The sequence below is a fragment of the Acinetobacter schindleri genome, assembly GCF_010918895.1.
GTDB lineage: Bacteria > Pseudomonadota > Gammaproteobacteria > Pseudomonadales > Moraxellaceae > Acinetobacter > Acinetobacter schindleri.
The window spans coordinates 289,411-310,126 of the sequence record NZ_CP044483.1 but is presented as its reverse complement, the minus strand read 5'-3'; the positions used below and the strand labels follow the sequence as shown (position 1 = coordinate 310,126).

Genomic DNA, 20,716 nt, shown 5'->3' with positions numbered 1-20,716 from the left:
AGTCACCTATTCATTTTGTTAATTTCAAAATATATTAATGATTTCTTGAAACACTGTCATTAACAATTCGAGGTGTAACAAAAATCAGGAGCTCGGCTTGTTCCGAAACTTTACTGTTATTCTTGAATAAATTCCCAATAACAGGCAGATCTCCAAGAAAAGGCACTTTTTGGTATTGATTTGATTTAAAATCATCAAAAATACCTCCCAATACAACAGTCTCTCCATCATTTACTAGCACGTTAGTTTGCAGTTCATTCGTATTAATTGCTGGACCGTCAGAGGTAAGCTCTCCAATTGAATCTTTTTCAATTGTAAGTTCCATCTGTACTTTTCCATCAGGAGTAATACTCGGCGTTACTTCTAACTTAAGGTTTGCCTCTTTAAATGAAGTTGTTGTACCACCTTCCGCACTATATGATTGATAAGGAATCTCTGTACCTCTTAAGATATAAGCTTTTTGCTTATCACCAGTAAGAATTTTAGGAGCCGAGAGTACCTCCCCCATTCCATCGGACTGTAATGCAGTTAATTGTAGATCAAGCATATAATCGGAAATCTTTAATATTCCAAAGCTAAAGGTTCCGGCGGTAGGTGTACCTAAATCTACACTTAAATCTAATTTTGGAGAATAATCGCCACCCCAGACATTAGAACCATTAGGACCAGCGCTTAAACTAGGATTATTACGCTGCAATCCCCAACGTATGCCCAAATCACGGGAAAAATTTGTCTCTGCCGTTACAATACGTGCTTCAACCATCACCTGCTTTACCTGTACATCAAGCAGATCGACCATATTACGGATTTTATCAATGAAGGGCTGTGTGTCATTAATAATTAATGTATTTGTACGAGTATCAATTGAAATTGAGCCACGAGAACTCAGTAGACTTTCCTTATCATCTCCACTTGTACTACCTGAATTAGAACCGGTACTTGAGGCTCCTTTATTTTGCGTGATGAGCTTTTCAATATCCGCTGCTTTGGCATAACTGAGTTGCATATACTCTGTCTGAATAGGAGCAAGCTTTACACTTTGTGCAAGTGCTTTGGCTTCTTCTTCTTCAGCTTTAATGAGCTCAGATACAGGCGCGATCCAGATCACATTACCATTACGACGTTTGTCCAAGTTCTTAGTCTTTAAAACAATATCTAAAGCCTGATCCCAAGGCACTTCCTTAAGACGTAAAGTAATATTGCCTTGTACGCTGTCTGCTGCAACCATATTAATGTCAGTAAAATCTGCTAGCAGCTGTAATACTCGGCGTACTTCAATATCCTGAAAATCTAAAGAAATTTTCTTACCGGTATAATGTTGAACAGCTTTTGGACGTAATGGATTTTTCTCTTCTGGGCGTTTTAAACTAATTGTCAGTTTATTATCGGTTTGATAAGCCATGTATTCATAGCTGTCTGAAGTTTGAATGGTAATCACTCCAGAGCCATTCTGGTTGACTGCATCTACTGTCGAAACAGGTGTAGCAAAATCATTCACATTCAGACGACGGGTTAAATGTGCCGGGATCTTGGAGCCTAATGCCCGTACAATAACTTTAGTGCCTTGCTGTTGTACATCAACCGGTGTATTACCACTCGCCAGATCGATCACGACCTGACCTTCACCTTTCGCCCCGCGCTGGAACCCAATATTGGTAATGCCTTGAGTATTTTGTTGTACGACTGGCTGTACAGGGATAACTGGATTGGTTGAATTGATTTTTAGAATAAAGGTATTGCCTTCAACACGCGTGGTAAATGCACCCGCATCAGCCAGATTCACAGTTAAACGTGCACGCTGGGCATCTGAAGTCACATCTACAGAACTTGCTTCTTTCGTTGCAACAGCAATACTGCTTTGCTTTAAATTCTGCTGTGCTTTATCAAAATCCAGAATCAGACGTGATGGTGATTCTAATTGATAAGCTTGTGGTTGAGGTGGCAAGCCATTAAACATCACACGAATTTCAGTACCTTGTCCTGGAATTTGCATTGGCACCACATTGGTCATCGAAACCTGTGCACTTGCCGCCTGCATAACAGCAATGGCAACTGCCCCCATTGAAAACTGACGAAACACATGATTCATTGTATTAGCATCCCCAAAAATAAATTCTTTAAAACTTTTATTCATTGTTATTCCCTTTAACTTATGGCGCAGGCCCAATCAGGACCATACTGCGAGGGCGTTCCACATAGCCATCGCGTCCATCTGGAATAATCTCGATCAGATCAATTTGTGTCGGTGTGATATGGATCACCCGACCATGATTAAGTCCCATATAACTACCGCGCTGTACACGTTCAATTTCCCCATCTGGCGTATTAATTAAAGCCATAATCTGTCCAGCCTGATTTTTGAGACTTCCTTTCATGGTCAAAGTTTCAAGCGGATAACTTTCTAAGGGTTGCAATTGACGTGATAGGTTTGGATAAACCCGTTTCCCTGCCATAATTTTCAGTTCTGCTGCCAATGAACTTGGCAAGAAAGGACTTTTTAGCTGATGTGCTGCATAACTAAAAGTTTCAACCGGAGCAAAATCGGGTGCTGGCTCAATGGGCAATGCCGGTTGATTGCGGATATTGGCCATTTCCTGATTGACCACATCAATACGTGATTCACAACCTGCCAGGATCAATCCGGCAGTAAGTGCTGAAGCAATCTTGATCATCTTCATTACTGTGCCCCCTGACTATTTGCAGCTGTTGTATCTGCCGATGCTGAGTTGGCACTACCGACATAACGATAGGTTTTTGCCTTCAAGGTATAATCTACAACCGGGATATCTGTTTTCTTCTCTTTATTTTCAGTGCCTGTAATCGTAAAGTCGTGTAGCGTCACGATACGAGACAATCCTGCAATCCCGCTGACAAATGAACCAAAGGCATGATAATCACCCGTTGCTTCAATAGAAATTGGCTGTTCAATAAAGAACTCTTGTTTTACTTCAGGTTCAAGACGGATATTCTTAAACTTCAGCCCGGCATTGACACCACTCAAGTTAATATCTTCAACCAGACCTGGGATTTCAGTTTCCTTTGGTAACTGTTCAAGCTGTTGGTTAAAGCTTGCTTCCATATCCTGAAGTTGCTGTTGGTATTGTTGCAAATTACGCAGTTTGGAATCTTTCTCACGGAATTCATTTAACAGATTCTGTTCTTGCGCATTGGCCTGAGTAATTGATTCAATCTTGCCTCGAATCAGACCGAAATAAGCCAGCATCAAAACCAGAAAAACAATAAATACCCAGCAGGTAATCTTTACAGCCAGTGGCCAGCTACCATAGTTATTTGGATCGAGGGTATTAAATTGCTGAAAAAACTTTTCTACCGTCATTTTATTTTTTGGTACAACAACAGCTTCCTGACCTAATTCATCAAATTGTTCGCTCATGATGTCGCCCCTCCTATTGCTGCAGCCGCTTGCGGCTGTTGTTCTGAAAGCACCGGTTGAGCAATCTGGTCTAGATCCACTGTCACTGTAAATGTGCCATAAGATTCTTCAACACGTGGAATAATAGAGCTTGGCGCCTTGTCCTTGTTCTCTTCCGCCACCAGGAATGCATTCATGAAAGCATTACGGTACCAGGTAGAAGCTTCGAGATTACGCAATAATTCTGCAACCGTATTTGGACTTGCTGCTTTCCCTTCAATAGTGAACTTATCACCACTACGAACAAATCTGGTGATATACATATCACTTGGTGTCACACGTACAATCTCGTCAATAAGATGTACGGCAATTGGACGCTGGGTTTGTAAACCTTGAATCAGTTTCATGCGTTCCACAATCGCATTACGCTGTTCCTGTAAACCTTCCAGAGATTTTAGCTGTACATCCAGATTCTGATTGGTACTGATGATGAGTTGGTTGGCTTGTTCTTGATCCTGTAATTTTTGATCATAGTAGAACCAGCTTCCTCCAGCTGCTGTTACCCCTAGCAACAAGGCCCCGACGCAATATGCGACAAATTCGTTATTTCTTTTTATCCTGAGCTCATCACGCCAAGGAAGTAAGTTAATTTTTGCCATTAATCAAAACTCCTCAATGCCAAACCACATGCAACCATGAGTGAGGACGCGTCATTTTCAATTTTTTTAATATCAATTTGAGGAGAAAAGCCCATTTGTAAAAATGGATTCGCGATCGTGACACGGTAACCAAGCTTTTGCTGTAATAATTTTGCCAGACCCGGAATATTGGCATTCCCCCCTGCCAACAGGATATGGTCAATTTCATTAAACTGAGAAGATGAAAAGAAAAACTGCAATGAACGAGCCGCCTGTTGTACCACAGCATCTAAGAATGGTTCCAAGACTTCAATATCATAGTCATCTGGCAATGCACGTGTTTTCTTGGCACGTCCCGCTTCTTCAAAAGACAGACCATAACGATTCTGGATTTCCTGAGTCAGCTGTTTTCCCCCAAACACCTGCTCACGGGTATAAATAATCTTGTTGTTCCGCATAACTGATAGAGTTGTCATGCTATGACCAATATCCAGAATACCGACAGTATTTACGCCCATTGGTAAAGTATCAGCAAACACCCTGAAAGCATTTTCCAATGCAAAGCTTTCTACATCTGCAATCTTGGGTGTGATCCCCGCAATTTGCAGTACTTCAGAACGGGCTTCGACATTTTCAATACGGGTTGCGACCAACAGAACGTTGACACGATTTGGATTAGACAATCGATCAGGCAAGACTTCAAAGTCAATGCTGGCTTCATCGAGCGGGAATGGAATGTATTGTTCGGCATCTTCACGAATTTGAACTTCCCGTTCATCACTTGTCATATCTGCATCCATTTCGATCGTTTTGGTGATCGCCATAGACGTAGGAATCGCAAATGCAGCCTGGTTAGATTGGGTATTGGCCAAGTTAATAGCACGAGCCAAAGCATCACCGACGGCTTCTGGATTTAAGATGTTTTTTTCAACAACACTACCTTCTGGTAATGGGACTAAAGCATAGCTTTCTACCCAGTACCGTCCGCTTTTCATAGAGAGTTCCAAAACTTTAACAGAAGTCGAGCTGATGTCGACGCCTATTAACCCCTTGTTTGGCTTACGATATAACCTGCGCACAATATCATTCCTATTATTTTTTTATCCCCAAAAATAAAGTAGCCTACTAGGTATAATCGGTCTAATAATTTTATCTAGATACAATAAGTCATCTAACATTATGTATATCTAAAGGATATACTGACCGCTCACTTAGTTTGCCATTAGCTCTTATTAAAACTTACTTGTTATGAAAAAGCTATCCAGTTCAGGCCTTGTTCATCCATTTTTTTTGATCATTATCATAATTATGATCTCAATTCCGATGGGCTTTTATGGCATGTACCTTTATATTGCCCCATCTTTGCCTGAAATGTCTATCCTTAAAAAGGCACCTTTACTTAAGCCTTTACAAGTATTTAGTTCCGATCAAGAATTGATTGCAGAATATGGCGGCAAACTTTCTGTGCCTGTGGAATATGATCAGATTCCACCAGAATTTATTCATGCCTTCCTCGCTGCAGAAGATTCCAGCTTTTTCGAACATAGTGGCATCAGTTTTAAAGGCTTGGGCCGGGCATTAAGTGAAAGCGTCACTGGTTCCGATGTACAGACCGGTGGTTCGACCATCACTATGCAGGTGGCAAAAAACTATTATCTCAGTCCAGAACGAACACTGAAGCGCAAACTGACTGAAATTTTCCTGGCACGTAAAATTGAGCAAAACCTGACTAAAGAAGAAATTTTAACCCTCTATGTCAATAAAATTTTCTTGGGTAAAAATGCTTATGGCATCGCAGCAGCAGCTAAAATCTATTACAACAAAAGCCTGGAAGAACTTTCTCTTGCCCAGATGGCGATGATTGCCGGTTTGCCGAAAGCCCCTTCCAAGTACAATCCGGTCGCCAATCCCAAACGTGCTCTTGAACGTCGCAACTGGATTCTGGGACGTATGCTGCAGCTTGGTTATCTGAATCAGACACAGTATCAGCAAGCGATTGCGGAACCGATCAATCTGGATATGCCGGATCGTAGCACTCGCAATAAGTTTCCCTATGTTGGAGAGATGGTTCGTTCTGAACTGATCCAGAATTTTGGTGCACAGGCTATTGATTCTGGCTATAAAGTCTATACCACGATTAATAGTCAACGTCAGGCGTATGCTGAGCAATCGGTACAAGAAGGCCTTGAAGCCTATGACCGGCGTCATGGCTGGCGCGGTGCTGAAGCAAATGATCAACCCTTAAAAAATTTCCAGCCTTTTGCCAATACCTACCCTGCTCAAGTCACTAAAATCAACCCAAATAGTTTTGAAGCCTTAATGCTGGATGGAACAACCGTCACCGTTCCCTGGTCAGGAATGTCATGGGCGCGCCGTTACCGAAACGCCAATAGTGTTGGCGCTGCACCCAAGCGTGCGGCGGATATTGTTAAACTGAAAGATATTGTCCGTTTACGTCCTAATGCACAAAAAACTTCCTGGGCACTGGTACAGATTCCTAAAGTCCAAGGCCAGCTGATTGCCATCAATCCAAATAATGGTGCCATTGAAGCAGTGGTGGGTGGCTATAATTTTTATCAATCGACTTTTAACCGTGCTATTCAAGGCTGGCGTCAGCCGGGTTCGACCATCAAGCCTTTTGTTTATGCACTGGCATTGGAACGCGGCATGAGTCCGCATACCCTGGTGAATGATGCGCCGATTACGATTGGTAAATGGACTCCTAGAAACTCAGATGGTCGTTATCTGGGCATGATTCCTTTACGTCGTGCCTTATACCTTTCACGTAATACTGTTTCTGTGCGCCTGCTACAAACGGTGGGAATTGAGCGCACCCGTCAATTGTTTATGGATTTTGGTCTGGAAGATAAACAGATTCCACGCAACTACACCATTGCCCTTGGTACGCCGCAAGTACTACCTATTCAGATGGCAACCGGTTATGCCACCTTCGCAAATGGTGGTTATCGAATTCAGCCGCATTTCATCAGCCGTATTGAAGATGCTTATGGCAAGACGATTTTTGAAGCAAAACCTGAATATGCCTGCATTTCCTGTATTAATCAGGAAGAACAAACGATTGCATCTGCTGACGTGGTGACGCCAGATGATGAAGTGATCGAAATGAATAACCGCTCACTGGAAACAAAAGCAGTAGCACCGAAAGTTTCGGCTGAACATAGCAATTACCGTCAGGCACAGCGTATTCTTAAATCCAGCTCTGCTTACGAAATGGCTAATATTTTACGTGATGTAATCCAGCACGGTACTGGCCGTGCAGCTTTACGCATTGGGCGTAGTGACCTGGGGGGTAAGACAGGTACGACTAACGATGCCAAGGATGCCTGGTTTGCCGGCTTTAATGGCAAGCTGGTAACAGTAACCTGGGTTGGCTTTGACCAGCCAACAACTTTAGGTCGTCGTGAGTATGGCGGTGTAGCTGCCCTGCCAATCTGGACCGACTTTATGGCCAATGCGCTAAAAGGTACACCAGAATCCTGGGTGCGTCTGGATCGTAAAGCCAAAGCCCCAGTTAATCGTACTAAAGTCATCAATCAGGATTTAGAAGAAGTACAGGAAGACCACTCTTCTCCACCAATGGCCACTCCACTGTATCGTCCAGCTCCAGTCGTTATACCTAGACGTGAGCAAAATGATTTTGAAGATCTACCGGGGGAAGAATTGACTGTACCTGGTGAAACACCAGCAACGCAGGAACAACCATTGCAGCCAAAGAAAGCTGATTCTCTTGATAGTCTGATTGAACAGGTTCAGTAACTTTCCCGATTAAGCAGTCAAATATAAAGCCCTCAATTGAGGGCTTTATATTGTTTAGATAATAATCAGTATTATTTCTTTTGAAAAAGATAAATCTGGTATTGTGCCATCAATTCAAATTGCTCCTGCTGTTCAAGGGCCAGACGGCGTTCCGGCTTAGCCTTATAAGCGTACGGAGTCATAGCAATCAGGTTTTTTAAGTCTGCTTGTGGCAAATTCATAGGCGCTTCAACAATCTGTTCACTCACTAAATCAAATGCATCTTGCAACTGCTCGACAAACTTTTGTGGCTCGTGTGGTTTCACTTCTTCAAATAGTGCTTCTCGCATGGCATACAAATGCTGTGGTGCAGGAGTCACAACCATTAAATAAGATTTCGGCTTGAGTACACGCAGAATTTCCTGTTTCGGAATCGGGCTAAACAGGCTGGTACATAGATCTATTGATTCATCTAATACAGGCAAAGTTGCGCCTGTACCTACTACCCAAGTAATCTCTTTATTCAGCTTCGCTGCTACCTGAATCGCATTTTTGGCAATATCCACGCCTACACACTGTAGTACTTCCTGTTGCATGGCATCAGTGTAATACCCTTCCCCACAGCCAATATCCAGCAGATTTTCAATACGCAGTTCACGAATCTTTTGTACCACTGCTTGTTGCAAAGGAGCATAGTGACCTGCACTTAAAAATGCACGACGCGCTTGTATTGATTCAGGCGTATCACCGGGATTTTTACTATGTTTATGCTGAACCACATGTAGATTCACATAGCCTTGCTTTGCTACATCATAGCTATGCTGATTGTCACAGCGCCAAGTCCGTTCATTTAGACGTAACTGCTCACGACACACCGGACACATGAGTAGGTTCATTTGATAATTTCTCCAAAACAAAAAAGCCGGCATGCGCCGACTTTTTCAAATGCATTTCTTAGCGTAATTTTAAGGTCATTAGACCCAAAACTACCAGCATAATCGTAATAATCCAGAAACGGATCACCACCTGGGTTTCACGCCAGCCTTTCTTTTCATAATGATGATGCAATGGCGCCATCAGGAATACACGTTTATTACGCATCCGTAATGAGCCGATTTGCAGGAAGACCGAAATCGCTTCTACCAGGAACACACCCGCCATGATCGCGAACACGATTTCCTGACGAACCATGACAGCAATCGTACCCAACATCGCACCTAATGATAAAGCTCCTACATCCCCCATAAACACTTGGGCAGGATGAGCGTTGAACCAAAGGAAGGCTAAGCCGGCACCAATCATCGCGGCACAGATCACCACCAGCTCAGATGAATATTTTACATATGGAATATGCAGGTAGTTCGCAAAACGTACATCACCGGCAAGATAAGCAAAAACACCTAGACCAGCAGCCACCAGTACGATCGGCATAATCGCCAGACCATCCAGACCGTCCGTCAGGTTAACGGCATTCGATGCGCCATTAATCACGAAATAAGTAAAGATAATAAAACCAATACCGAGTGGAATAATTGAGAGTGGAATCGTGTGATCCTTAAAGAATGGAATCAGCACATCCAGCATGTTGGCTGTCACGATCGGATTCGGTTGTTGCTGTGCAATCACATAAAGCGCAATACCGGCACCAATTGAACCTACAGAGGTCCAGAAAAACTTCTTGCGTGCAGGCAAACCGGCATTATCCTTATAACGGATCTTGATCCAGTCATCTGCCCAACCAACGGCACCAAAAATCACCATCACTGCAAGTACAATCCACACGTATGGGTTCGACAAATCTGCCCAGAGTAAGGTCGAAATACCAATTGATAGCAGAATCAGGACACCACCCATAGTCGGTGTACCCATTTTTTTGGCATGGTTTTCAGGTGCAAATGAGCTGACTGCCTGACCATATTTCAGTGCCTGTAATTTGCGAATCATCACAGGGCCCAGCACCAAACCAATGGTCAATGCCGTCAAGACACTGAGCAAAGCACGTAATGTTAAATAACGAACCACCTGAAACGTGCTGTCATAGCCCGCCAGTTGTTCAAATAGCCATAACAGCATTTAGAGTTTCTCCATCAATGCAGCCATCAATGTTTCCATATGGGTAAAACGCGACCCTTTAAACAGGAATGACATCGGCTGAGGTTGATGTGTTTCAATCAAACGAATTAAAAACGGTAATGCCTGCTCCTGATTCAGGAAAGCTTGCATTTTCTTACCATATTGTGTACTACGCGCACCTTCTTGTGCGGCAGGTGCAAATTCACCGACTGCCACCACAAAGTTCAGGCCTTTTACCGAAACCAGATCGCGACCCAGCTTATAATGCTCAATCGCAGCTGACGCACCTAGTTCGCCAATATCACCCATTACCATGACACGGATACCTTCCTGCTGTGCTAAAACGTCAGCGGCAGCACGCATCGAGTTTGGGTTGGCATTGTAGGTATCATCAATAAACAAAAATTCTTTGTGCTTGATGAAGTTCAGACGACCTTTGGCACCTACTGCCTCTTCCAGGCCAGCCACAATATCATCCAGGCTGATACCAAGGGCTAAAGATAAGGCCGCAGCAGCAGTTGCATTCTGCACATTATGCTCACCAGCAAATGGCAGGTTTACTGTTTTATTACCTTGAGGTGTATTCAAGATAAAGCTTGCAGACTGCGGATGTAATTCCACTTCAGTTGCGTAGACCTCTCCACCCTGACCAAAACTTAAGGTCTTTTCGGTTTTCACAGCAGCTCGGATCTGCTCGGCATAATCATCCGCTGCAGGAATAATAGAGGTTTCAGAAATATGCGAATAAATTTCTGACTTGGCACGGCAAATCCCATCACGGCCGCCAAATTCGCCCAGATGTGCAGTCCCGATGTTAATAATACCGGCCACGTGCGGCTGTACCAGACCAGCAGTATAGTCAATTTCACCCTGATGGCTGGCCCCCAGTTCCATCACTGCATATTGATGCTCTGGGCGCAGCTCAAGCAACATCACAGGCACACCGAGATCATTATTCAGGTTACCGCGCGTCACCAAAGTCGGTGCCAGGCGAGACAAGATACTGCCCAGCATTTCCTTGGTGGTGGTTTTACCGCTACTGCCAGTCAGGGCAATGACTTTGAGTTGTGGATTTTGCTGACGGCGGAAAGCCCCTAGACGACCCAGCGCCTGACGGGTATCGTTCACAACCAATTGGCAAATTTCAGCATCAACCGGATGATCGACAATGGCAATCTGGCAACCGTTTGCCGCAACTTGCGCTACGAAATCGTGTGCATCAAAGCGTTCACCTTTCAAAGCCAGAAAAGCATCACCAGCTTCAGCATCACGAGAATCCATCAGGATACGTTTAATTTCGCCTCCAGGCTGCTTGTCATTCAGCCAGTAACCCTGAGTCGCCTGTTGTAATTGTGCTGCAGTCCAAGGTACCAAAGGCACAGTACTGGTAGTTGAAGTATGCATAAATTCGTCCTATTACTGCGCTGGATATGCTGAATCAGAGTTACAGTGCTGCGCATCAATGGCCGCCTGTACTTCGACAACATCATCAAACCAATGGCGAACACCATCGATTTCCTGATAATTTTCATGCCCTTTGCCTGCAATGACTACAATATCACCCGCTTGCGCATGTTTCACTACAAACTTGATCGCTTCACGGCGGTCATGAATTTCCTGATAAGTTTTACCAACGAAATCTATACCTTGCTTCATATCCGCAAAAATCTGCTCTGGATCTTCAGTACGCGGATTGTCAGAGGTTAAAATCGCAATATCCGAACCATTGAGAGCCGCTTGTGTCATCAATGGACGTTTACCACGATCACGGTCACCACCACAGCCAAATACCGCCCAGAGCTTGTTATTGACATGGCGTTTTAAAGTCACCAATACCTGTGTCAAAGCATCTGGCGTATGGGCATAATCCACTACAAACAAGCGCTCACCATCACGCAGTACCTGCATACGACCCGGTGCACCTTTTAGATTAGGCACAGTCTCAATCAAATTTGCTAAATCAAAACCAGCCTGTTCTGCAACAACCAGACTCGCCACCAAGTTTTCAATATTGAAATGACCCAAGAGTGGACTTTGTACGGTGAATGTACCCTGCGCAGTGATCAGTTTAAATTCTGCACCAGAAATCCGGTATTGAATATCTTGTACCTGATAGTCAGCAGCTTGCGACAATGAATAAGTCAAAATTTTCGGCTGCGCTGGATTGGCCTGAGCCGCCTCAATCATCACCTGAGCATGTGCGTCATCCAGATTAATGATCGCAACTTTCAGAGATTCAAATTTGAATAAACGTGACTTGGCCTCAGCATAAGCTTCCAGCGTACCGTGATAATCCAGATGGTCACGGCTCAGGTTGCTATAAGCTGCAATTTCAATATCACAGCCATTTAAGCGGCCTTGTTCAAGACCATGCGAACTGGCTTCAATCGAAGCAAATTCTGCGCCCGCTTGCGCATAACCATGTAGGGCATTTTGCAATTGCAGCGCATCCAGTGTGGTATGCGAAGAGGCTTCCAGATTTGGCAAAATTCCATTGCCCGTGGTGCCCATCACCGCACAAGGTTTGCCTTGCAGCATCAGGAGTTCAGCCACGAGACGTGAAATGGTGGTTTTTCCATTGGTTCCAGTCACGGCCAGAATACGTGCAGCCTGTACTGGCTGGGTCGCTTGCAGATAGCGTTTCTGCCACTCCCCCATTAGATGCCGTACATTTGTCACGACTAATGCAGGAGAGATTCCGAGATCCTGTTCAGAAATGACTGCCAGTGCTCCTAGAGATAGCGCTTTTCTCGCATATTCCACAGTTTTCTCAGGTTGAGACAGACTGGTCAGGGCAATAAAAATTTGCCCTAATTTTACTTTTCGGCTGTCCAGCTCAAAGCCCTGAAAGGATTGTCGCATCCATTCAGCACTATTTTGAACGGCGTAGAGATCTTGAAATGTTATCGACATTGATCACCTGTTTACTGGACTTGGGGAGATTCTAAAGGTTTGTCCAATGGGACATTCAGCAAGCGTAAAGACTCTTGCATTACACGCGCAAAGACCGGCGCAGATACCGTACCACCATAGTAGGTGCCTTGCGGATTTTCTACCACCACCACCATAGCGATCCGTGGGTCACTGACTGGTGCCACGCCGGCAAATAAAGCACGGTATTCATTGGTCGAATAACCTTTACGGTCAGCACGCAATTTATGCGCAGTCCCTGTTTTACCTGCAACCCGATAACCTGGCACTGTCGCACGAGTAGCGGTACCCCCTGGCAAGGTTGCAGTTTCCATCATCAGCAGAACTTGGTCTGCAATTTTCGGATCAATCATCTGCTCGCCTTTCGGCTGTTCTTCTAACTTGTACAGGCTTAGCGGGACTTTTACACCCTTGTTAGCCAGCATGGCATAGGCATCAGCCAGTTGTAGCACCGTCGCATTCAGACCATAACCATAAGACATAGTCGCCACTTCAGATACGTTCCATTTACTAGGTGGCAGAATCAGACCGGCACTTTCACCCGGGAATTTCACGGCAGAACGCTGACCAAAACCAAGGCGTTTATAGAAAGTCGGCAAGGTTTCATAAGGCAGTGATAGCGCCAGTTTGGCGACACCAACGTTAGAGGATTTCTGGATAATACCACCCAAGGTTAATTGCCCATAATTGTGGGTATCCCGGATTGTGTGATTCCCGACCCGCATACTCCCTGGGGTCGTATTCACCACTGAATTAGCTGTATATTTACCACTTTCCAGCGCCATCGCTACAGTCAGCGGCTTCATGGTTGAACCTGGCTCGAAAGAGTCGACCGCACCGCGGTTACGCATCGCATCTTTGTTCAATAATCCGTTTTTATCATTCGGGTTATAAGCTGGCCATGAAGTCATCGCCAGAATTTCACCAGTCTTCACATCCACCGCGATTGCGGTTGCAGAACGGGCATTATTTGCAACACCTGCTGCAGTCAGTTCACGATACATAATGTACTGCAATCGTGAATCGATGCTAAGCGTGATGTTTTCTCCTGCTTCAACTTCTTTAATAATTTCAGGGTCTTTAACGCGGTTTCCCTTCTTATCACGTACTATCTGCTGCTCGCCGTCTACACCTGACAGACGGGTATTCAGCTGCATTTCCAGGCCTTCAATCCCCACGCTCTCACTATTGGTCAAGCCAATAATCTGTGAGTTCGGTTGTGGCTGCGGATAGTAACGCTTATAGTTTTTCTCGGTGTATACACCCTGGAAATTACGCTTCATAATCAGCTCAGCCTGTTGAGGCGGAACTTCTTTTTTCAGAATCAGATAACGGGAACGCGGACGCGCTTCCATCTTCTTGCGCAGGTCGGCACGATCCATACCCACCGCATCAGCCAGTTCATCCAGGTTCAGGTTTTTATCCGGTAACTGACGTTTCAGCTTGCGATTATTCGGATCCTTTTCCAAAGCCTGAATCGTTTCATCATAGAGTTTTTTATTATCAAAATAATCACGTGGATCAATCACCACCCGCATAATTGGAGTACTGATCGCCAGTGGTACGCCATTACGGTCATAAATCACACCACGCATGGCTTTAATTTTGTCGGTTCTTAAAATCTTGGCATTGGCCTTATTCTGCAGGAATTCTTTATTAATCACCTGTACATAGAAAGCGCGCCCGATCAAAGCCAGAAAGCACAGCAGTACCACGGCCCACATAATATAAAAACGGCTAATATCAACGCTTAAAGCATTTTTTGTCGTCACGGACTGTTTTTTACGTGCCACTTGCTTGGTTTTCTTGTCTACCATGTCTGAGCGCTAGCCTTATTTTTTTACATCTGAAGTTTGTGGCAATGAAATCACCACGGTCTGTGAAACAGGAGGAGAATACATTCTGAGCTGGGTCACGGCACGTGTTCCAATCTGGGCGGTTGCACCAAAGGTCTGCTGCTCAATCAGCAAACGTCCCCACTCTGCATTGAGATCATCACGCTCACGCAGATAGCTACTCAGTTTTCGATAATCCTGACGATATTCAAAGACTTGAAATACCACAAATACAGCACTGATGAAAACCATCATCAACAGAATGCCGTAAGTAATGGCTTTCTTCATCCCTGACTGATTCAACTTCCTTTCGACCACTTCAGTTTTCATTATTTGCCTATTAAGCTAAACGTTCTGCAACTCGGAGCCATGCACTACGTGAACGAGGATTGGCTTTCACTTCCTCATCACTTGCCTTGATACGGGATACTTTTTTCAGTCGACGTGTATCCTTGCGTTGTTGCGGCATCCCCCAGCCCGAGTCTTCCTCTAAGGTAGATTCTTTTTGAATAAATTGTTTAATTAAACGGTCTTCCAATGAATGGAAGCTAATAACCGCCAAACGACCATGAGGTTTAAGTACTTCAACGGCTTGTGGCAGGAAAACTTCAATATCTTCTAATTCTTTATTAATAGCAATACGAATCGCCTGGAAAGTTCGAGTTGCCGCATGTTTATTTTTTTCCCATTTCGGGTGTGCCACTTTGACAATTTCTGCCAGCTTGGCTGTCGTATCAATATATCCGGCAGCCTTGATCGCTTTGGCAATCCGGCGGCTATATCGCTCTTCGCCATACTGGAAAATGATATTGGCCAAAGCTTCTTCTTCAATATTCACCAGCCACTCAGCTGCGGTCGGGCCTTGTGAATTGTCCATGCGCATATCCAGCGGACCATCTTTCATAAAGCTAAAGCCACGTTCAGCCTGATCCAGCTGTGGAGATGACACGCCTAAATCCGCCATCACGCCATCCACGCTTTCTATACCATGCTCAGCAAGTGCTTCTTTAAGGTCAGCAAAGCTGGCATGAATAATTTTAAACCGGGGATCTTCCTGTTCCAGGATCGCAGCTGTTTCAAGTGCCTGGGGGTCTTTATCAAAGGCATAAACACGGGCATTTTCATCTAATTTAGATAATAAAAGACGCGTATGGCCACCACGGCCGAAAGTTCCATCCACATAAATTCCCGTATTTCGATCAGCCACTAGGGCATCAACGGTTTCGTGAAGCAATACAGAAATATGGGACATAAAAACTCAATCAATAGGGCGGAAAATTTAACTGCACATTATCACTCTGTTTAGCTAAAGCTCCAAACGACTTTTTGTAGATAAATATTATTTTCCATAGAGAAAACCGTTTTTATTTTTGCTCAAACGATAAAAAAGCTTCCTTGGAGGAAGCTTCTTTATTTATAAAATTAAACCTTGAATCAAGAGATTAACGTTTTGAGTTATAAATCTGATCAAATAGCGCCCCATTCACGAAATGAGTTTTCTGTGCATTGGCCCAGCCACCGAATACTTCATCAATGGTAAAAGTTTTAATTTTCGGGAACTGCTTCGAGTATTTCGCTAGAACTTCCTGATTACGTGGACGGTAATAATGTTTCGCTGCCATTTCCTGACCGAGTGGAGAATATAAATAATTGATATAGCCTGTTGCCAACCATTTATTGCCATTTTTCTCGACAGTACGATCCACAATTGCTACAGAAGGTTCAGTCAGAATCGTCAGAGATGGGTAAATAATGTCGAACTTGTCTTTACCCAGTGTTTTTTGCGTCACTAAAGCTTCATTTTCCCAGGTTAGCAATACATCACCAATATTACGCTCTGCAAAGGTGGTCATCGATGCACGTGCAGCTGAGTCCATGACTTTTACGTTTTTATAAAGCTTGCCCACAAACTCTTGAGCTTTTGCCTTGCTGCCACCTGGTTGTTTTTCTGCATAACCCCAAGCTGACAAATACACCCAACGTGGCAGACCACCAGTTTTCGGGTTTGGTGTAATAATTTCCACGCCTGGTTTAGTCAGATCTTTCCAGTCTTTAATTCCTTTAGGGTTACCCTTACGCACCATAAATACAATAGTCGAGGTATACGGTGCAGAGTTATATGGGAATTCTTTTTGCCAACCCGCTTTGATCTGGCCCGATTTTACGATTTCTTCAATGTCATTGGCTAAAGCCAGCGTCACAACATCGCCTTTCAGACCGTCAACAACCGAACGTGCCTGTTTACCAGAACCACCATGCGACTGTTTAAAGTTCACATTAATACCAGTACGGCTTTTCCAGTAAGCACCAAAAGATTTATTGAATTCGTCATAGAACTCGCGGGTTGCATCATAGGAAACATTTAAAAAATCACGGTCAGCTGCTTGCGTGGCAGTTGCGGTAAATGTCAAACCTGTTGCCAATAAGGCAGCGCTAAATATTGATTTTAACTGAGTTTTCATGAGAGCAAGGGAGGATTATCTTGTATTCATATAACTATATGAAATAAAGTTATTTTTCGCAATTCAGCAAACAAAGTGTATACAGGGTAATATTCAGTTATTTTTTGTTTTAATATCATGTTTTATATAATAAAAATTTTAATAATATAGAGCTATGCAGGTTTTATAGCATTTTATTCTTTAGATATGAAAAAAACGGATAAGCAATTTATCCGTTTCACCGTCTTGTCAAGTATTTAGAAAACCATGGCAAATTAGCGGTTTTCAGCAGAAATCTGGTCGTAGATTGCACCATTTACGAAATGAGTTCTCTGTGCCTTGGTCCAACCACCAAACACTTTATCAATTGTAAAGGTTTGAATTTTTGGAAATTGTTTTGCATACTTTGCAGCCGCTTTTTGGTCACGCGGACGGAAATAATATTTCGCTGCCAGTTCCTGTCCCTTCGGTGAATACAAGTAGTTCAAATAACCTTTAGCCAGATTCGCATTACCATTTTTCGCGACACTTTTGTCGACAATTGCCACCGATGGTTCAGCCAAGATCGAGATAGACGGATAAACAATTTCGTATTTGTCTTTACCTAAACCTTGAGTCGCCAGCAAGGCTTCATTTTCCCAAGACAACAACACGTCACCGATGCCACGCTCAGCAAAAGTGGTTAAAGATCCACGCGCACCTGAATCCAGCACTTTGACATTGCCATATAATTTTTTCACCAGTTCTTTGGCCTGGATATCATTACCACCCGGCTGTTTCAGCGCATAGCCCCAGGCAGACAGATAAATCCAGCGTGGTGCGCCACCGGTTTTCGGATTTGGAGTAATAATTTCGACCCCTGGCTTGGTTAGGTCATTCCAGTCTCTAATCTGTTTTGGGTTACCCTTACGCACCAAGAAGACAATAGTCGAAGTATAAGGTGCTGAGTTATTCGGAAACTCTTTTTGCCAGCCTTTATTAATCAGACCAGCAGTGACGATTTCTTCAATGTCATTGGCCAGTGCCAATGTTACGACATCTGCCTGTAAACCATCCACTACGGAACGGGCCTGTTTACCTGAACCCCCATGTGACTGCTTAAAGTTAACCGTTTGTCCGGTTTTTTGTTTCCAGAATTTGCCGAATTCTTCATTATATTCCTGATAGAACTCACGGGTTGGATCGTAGGAAACATTCAGGAAATCTTTGGCTATTGCCAGCTGTGTACTTGTCCCCGAAAGCACTGCGAAAAATGCAGATACAATTATTTTTTTCATTACAATAGCTCTTTTGTTTATCTAAAAAACACTATATAAATTTGAAATATATTTAACAATCATATGCTTATAATAATAATTTTAAATTTTTTCTTATTTTCAGATATCTTATAAATGACAATTCTCTGCATTTTTTATACTTATCGCCTATCAATTGATTACTTTAGGATATAATCTTCATAGTCTCTTCATAGTCCTGTGCTAAAAATAGCGCCGTTATGAGGTGATCTCTGATTTTTCTCAATTTTCCATTGTCATATTTATTTTTTTTGTAAATTTTGTGACTTGGTTCTACTTTTTAGAGGTTAAATGTGATTGAATTGTATTCAACACAACAAAAAACCTAAGACTATAAATCCAGCACCACAACAAGAGAGGGAGTTTGGACATGAAATTTGCAACGTTCAAGACCGGCATCCTGAGCCTATCCATTTTATTTACCGCACAATTCAGCAACGCTGTTGTTGCGCACCCTGAGCTAGTTAATAATCCGGCTGCACTAACAGCTGCTGCCTCTAAACCAGCAGTAACAGTGACTAAGTCATCTCCTATTGTAAAGGCAATTCAGCAGCAAAAAACTGAAAAATCTCTGCATCCTGAAGAAAACCTGAAAGTTTTGACTGCAATTAAAGTACGTCCATCACAAAACTTTTTTGCCGATCAAAACCAGAGTTTTACCCGCTTTCTGCAAAATTTCTTCTTTAGCAGCAATTCCTGATTATCAGCTGACAGCTCGCAACATTTAAAACTGCTTCTGATCTAAAGCCATATCATTCAATGTTGAATTAAGCATTAAGTGATGTGGCTTTTTCGTTATAATAGCCAGAAATTTATATTTAGATTCCATCCGACTATGACTGTTCGTACTCGTATTGCCCCTTCTCCTACAGGCTTTCCTCATGTAGGAACTGCCTATATTGCCTTGTTTAACCTGTGCTTTGCCAAGCAGCACGGCGGTGAATTTATTCTTCGTATTGAAGATACTGATCAGCTGCGCTCTACCCCTGAGTCAGAGAAAATGATTCTGGATTCTTTGCGCTGGTTAGGCCTGAACTGGTCTGAAGGTCCGGATATTGGTGGTCCACATGCGCCATACCGTCAGTCAGAACGTATGAGCATCTATAAAAAATATGCTGAAGAGCTGGTAGATAAAGGTCATGCCTTCTACTGTTTTGCGACTGCGCAAGAGTTAGATGAAATGCGTGCTGAACAGCAGGCACGTGGTGAATCACCACGTTACGATGGCCGTGGTTTGAAACTCTCTAAAGAAGAAGTCGCACGTCGTCTGGCAGCTGGCGAACCGCATGTGATTCGTATGAAAGTGCCAACTGAAGGTGTATGTACCTTCAATGATATGTTGCGTGGTGAAGTAGAAATTCCATGGGCGCAAGTCGACATGCAAATTCTGTTAAAAACAGACGGTCTGCCAACTTATCATTTGGCAAACGTGGTCGATGATCATCTGATGCAAATCACCCATGTGATTCGCGGTGAAGAATGGATTCCTTCTGCACCGAAACACCAATTGCTATACAAATACTTTGGTTGGGATATGCCAGTGCTGTGCCACATGCCACTACTGCGTAACCCGGACAAATCAAAACTGTCTAAACGTAAAAACCCGACGTCTATTAACTACTATAAAGACATCGGTGTATTGCCAGAAGCCCTGTTGAATTACTTGGGTCGTATGGGCTGGTCAATGCCAGATGAGCGTGAAAAATTTACGCTGGCTGAGATGATTGAACACTTTGACATTAATCGTGTTTCTCTTGGCGGCCCGATCTTTGATGTTGAAAAATTAAATTGGCTGAATGGTCAGTGGATTAAGGCACTTTCTCCTGCCGAACTGCTGGATACTTTACTGGCCTGGAAAGCAGACCGTGCGAAGCTGGAAGAAATCGCTGCTGCGATTCAACCACGTATCAACCTGCTGTCTGAAGCGGTAAACTGGTCGGCACATTATTTCAACCACTTCCCGACCCTGAGCAAAGAACAGTTTGAAAGCAAAAAACTGACTGAAGAACAGGTACGTCAAAGTTTGCAGTTTGCAATTTGGCGTCTGGAAAGCCTGTTTACCTGGAATAATGATACGGTCAGCCAAACTCTGATGGATCTTGCCAACCAGATGGGCATCAAGCTACGTGATTTTATGCCAGCTTTCTTTATTGCCATTGCCGGTTCAACTGCATCTACGCCAGTGATGCAAACCATGGTGACGATTGGACCGGACCTGACCTTTGCCCGTCTGCGTCATGCCCTGGAAATTGTCGGTGGTCCAAGCAAAAAAGAGCTGAAAGTCTGGGAAAAACTTAATGAAAGCTTAAAATTGCCGAAAAATGATGCAGTTGATGAAGCTTAATTAAATTTTTAGTTGACGTGTGAACGTTAT

At 43.6% G+C, this 20,716-nt stretch carries 17 protein-coding genes; 3 read left to right on the top strand and 14 right to left on the bottom strand.

The genetic code is table 11. The features are described 5' to 3' along the window. Positions 1 to 34: 34 nt before the first annotated feature. The 5 genes from FSC11_RS01440 to FSC11_RS01420 are packed head-to-tail and all read right to left on the bottom strand — an operon-like array spanning position 35 to position 5,090. Positions 35 to 2,134 (bottom strand): type IV pilus secretin PilQ, encoded by a 2,100-nt coding sequence (locus FSC11_RS01440; RefSeq protein WP_163164722.1) that lies wholly within the window; start codon positions 2,132 to 2,134, stop codon positions 35 to 37. 16 nt (positions 2,135 to 2,150) lie between these two features. Further along, positions 2,151 to 2,678, bottom strand: a complete 528-nt coding sequence (locus tag FSC11_RS01435) for a pilus assembly protein PilP (protein WP_004810006.1) — start codon at positions 2,676 to 2,678, stop codon at positions 2,151 to 2,153. Then, positions 2,678 to 3,397, bottom strand: a complete 720-nt coding sequence (locus tag FSC11_RS01430; RefSeq protein WP_026056744.1) for a type IV pilus inner membrane component PilO — start codon at positions 3,395 to 3,397, stop codon at positions 2,678 to 2,680. The genes FSC11_RS01435 and FSC11_RS01430 overlap by 1 nt, the downstream gene beginning before the upstream one ends. Next, the gene (locus FSC11_RS01425) at positions 3,391 to 4,032 is read right to left on the bottom strand and encodes a PilN domain-containing protein (protein ID WP_163164720.1); all 642 of its coding nucleotides are present in this window, start codon (positions 4,030 to 4,032) and stop codon (positions 3,391 to 3,393) included. The genes FSC11_RS01430 and FSC11_RS01425 overlap by 7 nt, the downstream gene beginning before the upstream one ends. After that, entirely contained in the window at positions 4,032 to 5,090 is a 1,059-nt protein-coding gene (locus tag FSC11_RS01420; protein WP_004810013.1) for a pilus assembly protein PilM, read from the bottom strand. The genes FSC11_RS01425 and FSC11_RS01420 overlap by 1 nt, the downstream gene beginning before the upstream one ends. A 169-nt stretch (positions 5,091 to 5,259) precedes the next feature. Between FSC11_RS01420 and ponA the strand changes: the two genes are divergently transcribed. Then, entirely contained in the window at positions 5,260 to 7,788 is a 2,529-nt protein-coding gene (gene ponA, locus FSC11_RS01415) for a penicillin-binding protein PBP1a (RefSeq protein WP_163164718.1), read from the top strand. Positions 7,789 to 7,859: 71 nt separating this feature from the next. Here ponA and FSC11_RS01410 read toward each other — a convergent pair whose 3' ends face one another. The 9 genes from FSC11_RS01410 to FSC11_RS01370 form a co-directional block, all read right to left on the bottom strand. Further along, positions 7,860 to 8,663, bottom strand: coding sequence for a putative RNA methyltransferase (locus tag FSC11_RS01410; protein WP_004896278.1), 804 nt, complete (start codon positions 8,661 to 8,663; stop codon positions 7,860 to 7,862). Positions 8,664 to 8,721: 58 nt separating this feature from the next. Beyond that, complete coding sequence (gene mraY, locus FSC11_RS01405; RefSeq protein ID WP_004896280.1) at positions 8,722 to 9,840, bottom strand: phospho-N-acetylmuramoyl-pentapeptide-transferase; 1,119 nt, start codon at positions 9,838 to 9,840, stop codon at positions 8,722 to 8,724. Continuing rightward, positions 9,841 to 11,244, bottom strand: a complete 1,404-nt coding sequence (locus FSC11_RS01400) for a UDP-N-acetylmuramoyl-tripeptide--D-alanyl-D-alanine ligase (protein WP_163164716.1) — start codon at positions 11,242 to 11,244, stop codon at positions 9,841 to 9,843. It lies immediately after the preceding gene. A gap of 12 nt (positions 11,245 to 11,256) precedes the next feature. Further along, the gene (locus tag FSC11_RS01395) at positions 11,257 to 12,753 is read right to left on the bottom strand and encodes a UDP-N-acetylmuramoyl-L-alanyl-D-glutamate--2,6-diaminopimelate ligase (RefSeq protein ID WP_163164714.1); all 1,497 of its coding nucleotides are present in this window, start codon (positions 12,751 to 12,753) and stop codon (positions 11,257 to 11,259) included. Positions 12,754 to 12,764: 11 nt separating this feature from the next. After that, on the bottom strand, positions 12,765 to 14,588 hold the full coding sequence (gene ftsI / locus FSC11_RS01390) for a penicillin-binding protein PBP3 (RefSeq protein WP_004896283.1): 1,824 nt from the start codon (positions 14,586 to 14,588) through the stop codon (positions 12,765 to 12,767). Positions 14,589 to 14,603: 15 nt separating this feature from the next. Next, positions 14,604 to 14,936, bottom strand: a complete 333-nt coding sequence (gene ftsL / locus FSC11_RS01385) for a cell division protein FtsL (RefSeq protein WP_004810026.1) — start codon at positions 14,934 to 14,936, stop codon at positions 14,604 to 14,606. 10 nt (positions 14,937 to 14,946) lie between these two features. Further along, a complete protein-coding gene (gene rsmH, locus FSC11_RS01380) occupies positions 14,947 to 15,858 on the bottom strand; it encodes a 16S rRNA (cytosine(1402)-N(4))-methyltransferase RsmH (protein WP_004896284.1) in 912 nt (303 codons plus the stop codon). A 190-nt stretch (positions 15,859 to 16,048) separates the two neighbouring features. Continuing rightward, entirely contained in the window at positions 16,049 to 17,068 is a 1,020-nt protein-coding gene (locus tag FSC11_RS01375) for a sulfate ABC transporter substrate-binding protein (RefSeq protein ID WP_005223477.1), read from the bottom strand. 254 nt (positions 17,069 to 17,322) lie between these two features. Continuing rightward, positions 17,323 to 18,324: a sulfate ABC transporter substrate-binding protein gene (locus FSC11_RS01370; protein ID WP_163164712.1), complete on the bottom strand. Its 1,002-nt coding sequence runs from the start codon at positions 18,322 to 18,324 to the stop codon at positions 17,323 to 17,325. A gap of 388 nt (positions 18,325 to 18,712) precedes the next feature. On the opposite strand from FSC11_RS01370, the gene FSC11_RS01365 reads away from it, so the two are divergent. Further along, the gene (locus FSC11_RS01365; RefSeq protein ID WP_004810034.1) at positions 18,713 to 19,042 is read left to right on the top strand and encodes a hypothetical protein; all 330 of its coding nucleotides are present in this window, start codon (positions 18,713 to 18,715) and stop codon (positions 19,040 to 19,042) included. 135 nt (positions 19,043 to 19,177) lie between these two features. Then, the gene (gene gltX / locus FSC11_RS01360; protein ID WP_163164710.1) at positions 19,178 to 20,686 is read left to right on the top strand and encodes a glutamate--tRNA ligase; all 1,509 of its coding nucleotides are present in this window, start codon (positions 19,178 to 19,180) and stop codon (positions 20,684 to 20,686) included. Positions 20,687 to 20,716 lie beyond the last annotated feature (30 nt).

What these genes read in the sequence shown, in the direction of transcription:
- FSC11_RS01440 (WP_163164722.1), bottom strand. Translation starts at nt 2,134, where the DNA reads ATGAATAAAAGTTTTAAAGAATTTATTTTTGGGGATGCTAATACAATG.
- FSC11_RS01435 (WP_004810006.1), bottom strand. Translation starts at nt 2,678, where the DNA reads ATGAAGATGATCAAGATTGCTTCAGCACTTACTGCCGGATTGATCCTG.
- FSC11_RS01425 (WP_163164720.1), bottom strand. Translation starts at nt 4,032, where the DNA reads ATGGCAAAAATTAACTTACTTCCTTGGCGTGATGAGCTCAGGATAAAA.
- ponA (WP_163164718.1), top strand. Translation starts at nt 5,260, where the DNA reads ATGAAAAAGCTATCCAGTTCAGGCCTTGTTCATCCATTTTTTTTGATC.
- FSC11_RS01410 (WP_004896278.1), bottom strand. Translation starts at nt 8,663, where the DNA reads ATGAACCTACTCATGTGTCCGGTGTGTCGTGAGCAGTTACGTCTAAAT.
- mraY (WP_004896280.1), bottom strand. Translation starts at nt 9,840, where the DNA reads ATGCTGTTATGGCTATTTGAACAACTGGCGGGCTATGACAGCACGTTT.
- FSC11_RS01400 (WP_163164716.1), bottom strand. Translation starts at nt 11,244, where the DNA reads ATGCATACTTCAACTACCAGTACTGTGCCTTTGGTACCTTGGACTGCA.
- FSC11_RS01395 (WP_163164714.1), bottom strand. Translation starts at nt 12,753, where the DNA reads ATGTCGATAACATTTCAAGATCTCTACGCCGTTCAAAATAGTGCTGAA.
- ftsI (WP_004896283.1), bottom strand. Translation starts at nt 14,588, where the DNA reads ATGGTAGACAAGAAAACCAAGCAAGTGGCACGTAAAAAACAGTCCGTG.
- ftsL (WP_004810026.1), bottom strand. Translation starts at nt 14,936, where the DNA reads ATGAAAACTGAAGTGGTCGAAAGGAAGTTGAATCAGTCAGGGATGAAG.
- rsmH (WP_004896284.1), bottom strand. Translation starts at nt 15,858, where the DNA reads ATGTCCCATATTTCTGTATTGCTTCACGAAACCGTTGATGCCCTAGTG.
- FSC11_RS01375 (WP_005223477.1), bottom strand. Translation starts at nt 17,068, where the DNA reads ATGAAAACTCAGTTAAAATCAATATTTAGCGCTGCCTTATTGGCAACA.
- FSC11_RS01370 (WP_163164712.1), bottom strand. Translation starts at nt 18,324, where the DNA reads ATGAAAAAAATAATTGTATCTGCATTTTTCGCAGTGCTTTCGGGGACA.
- FSC11_RS01365 (WP_004810034.1), top strand. Translation starts at nt 18,713, where the DNA reads ATGAAATTTGCAACGTTCAAGACCGGCATCCTGAGCCTATCCATTTTA.
- gltX (WP_163164710.1), top strand. Translation starts at nt 19,178, where the DNA reads ATGACTGTTCGTACTCGTATTGCCCCTTCTCCTACAGGCTTTCCTCAT.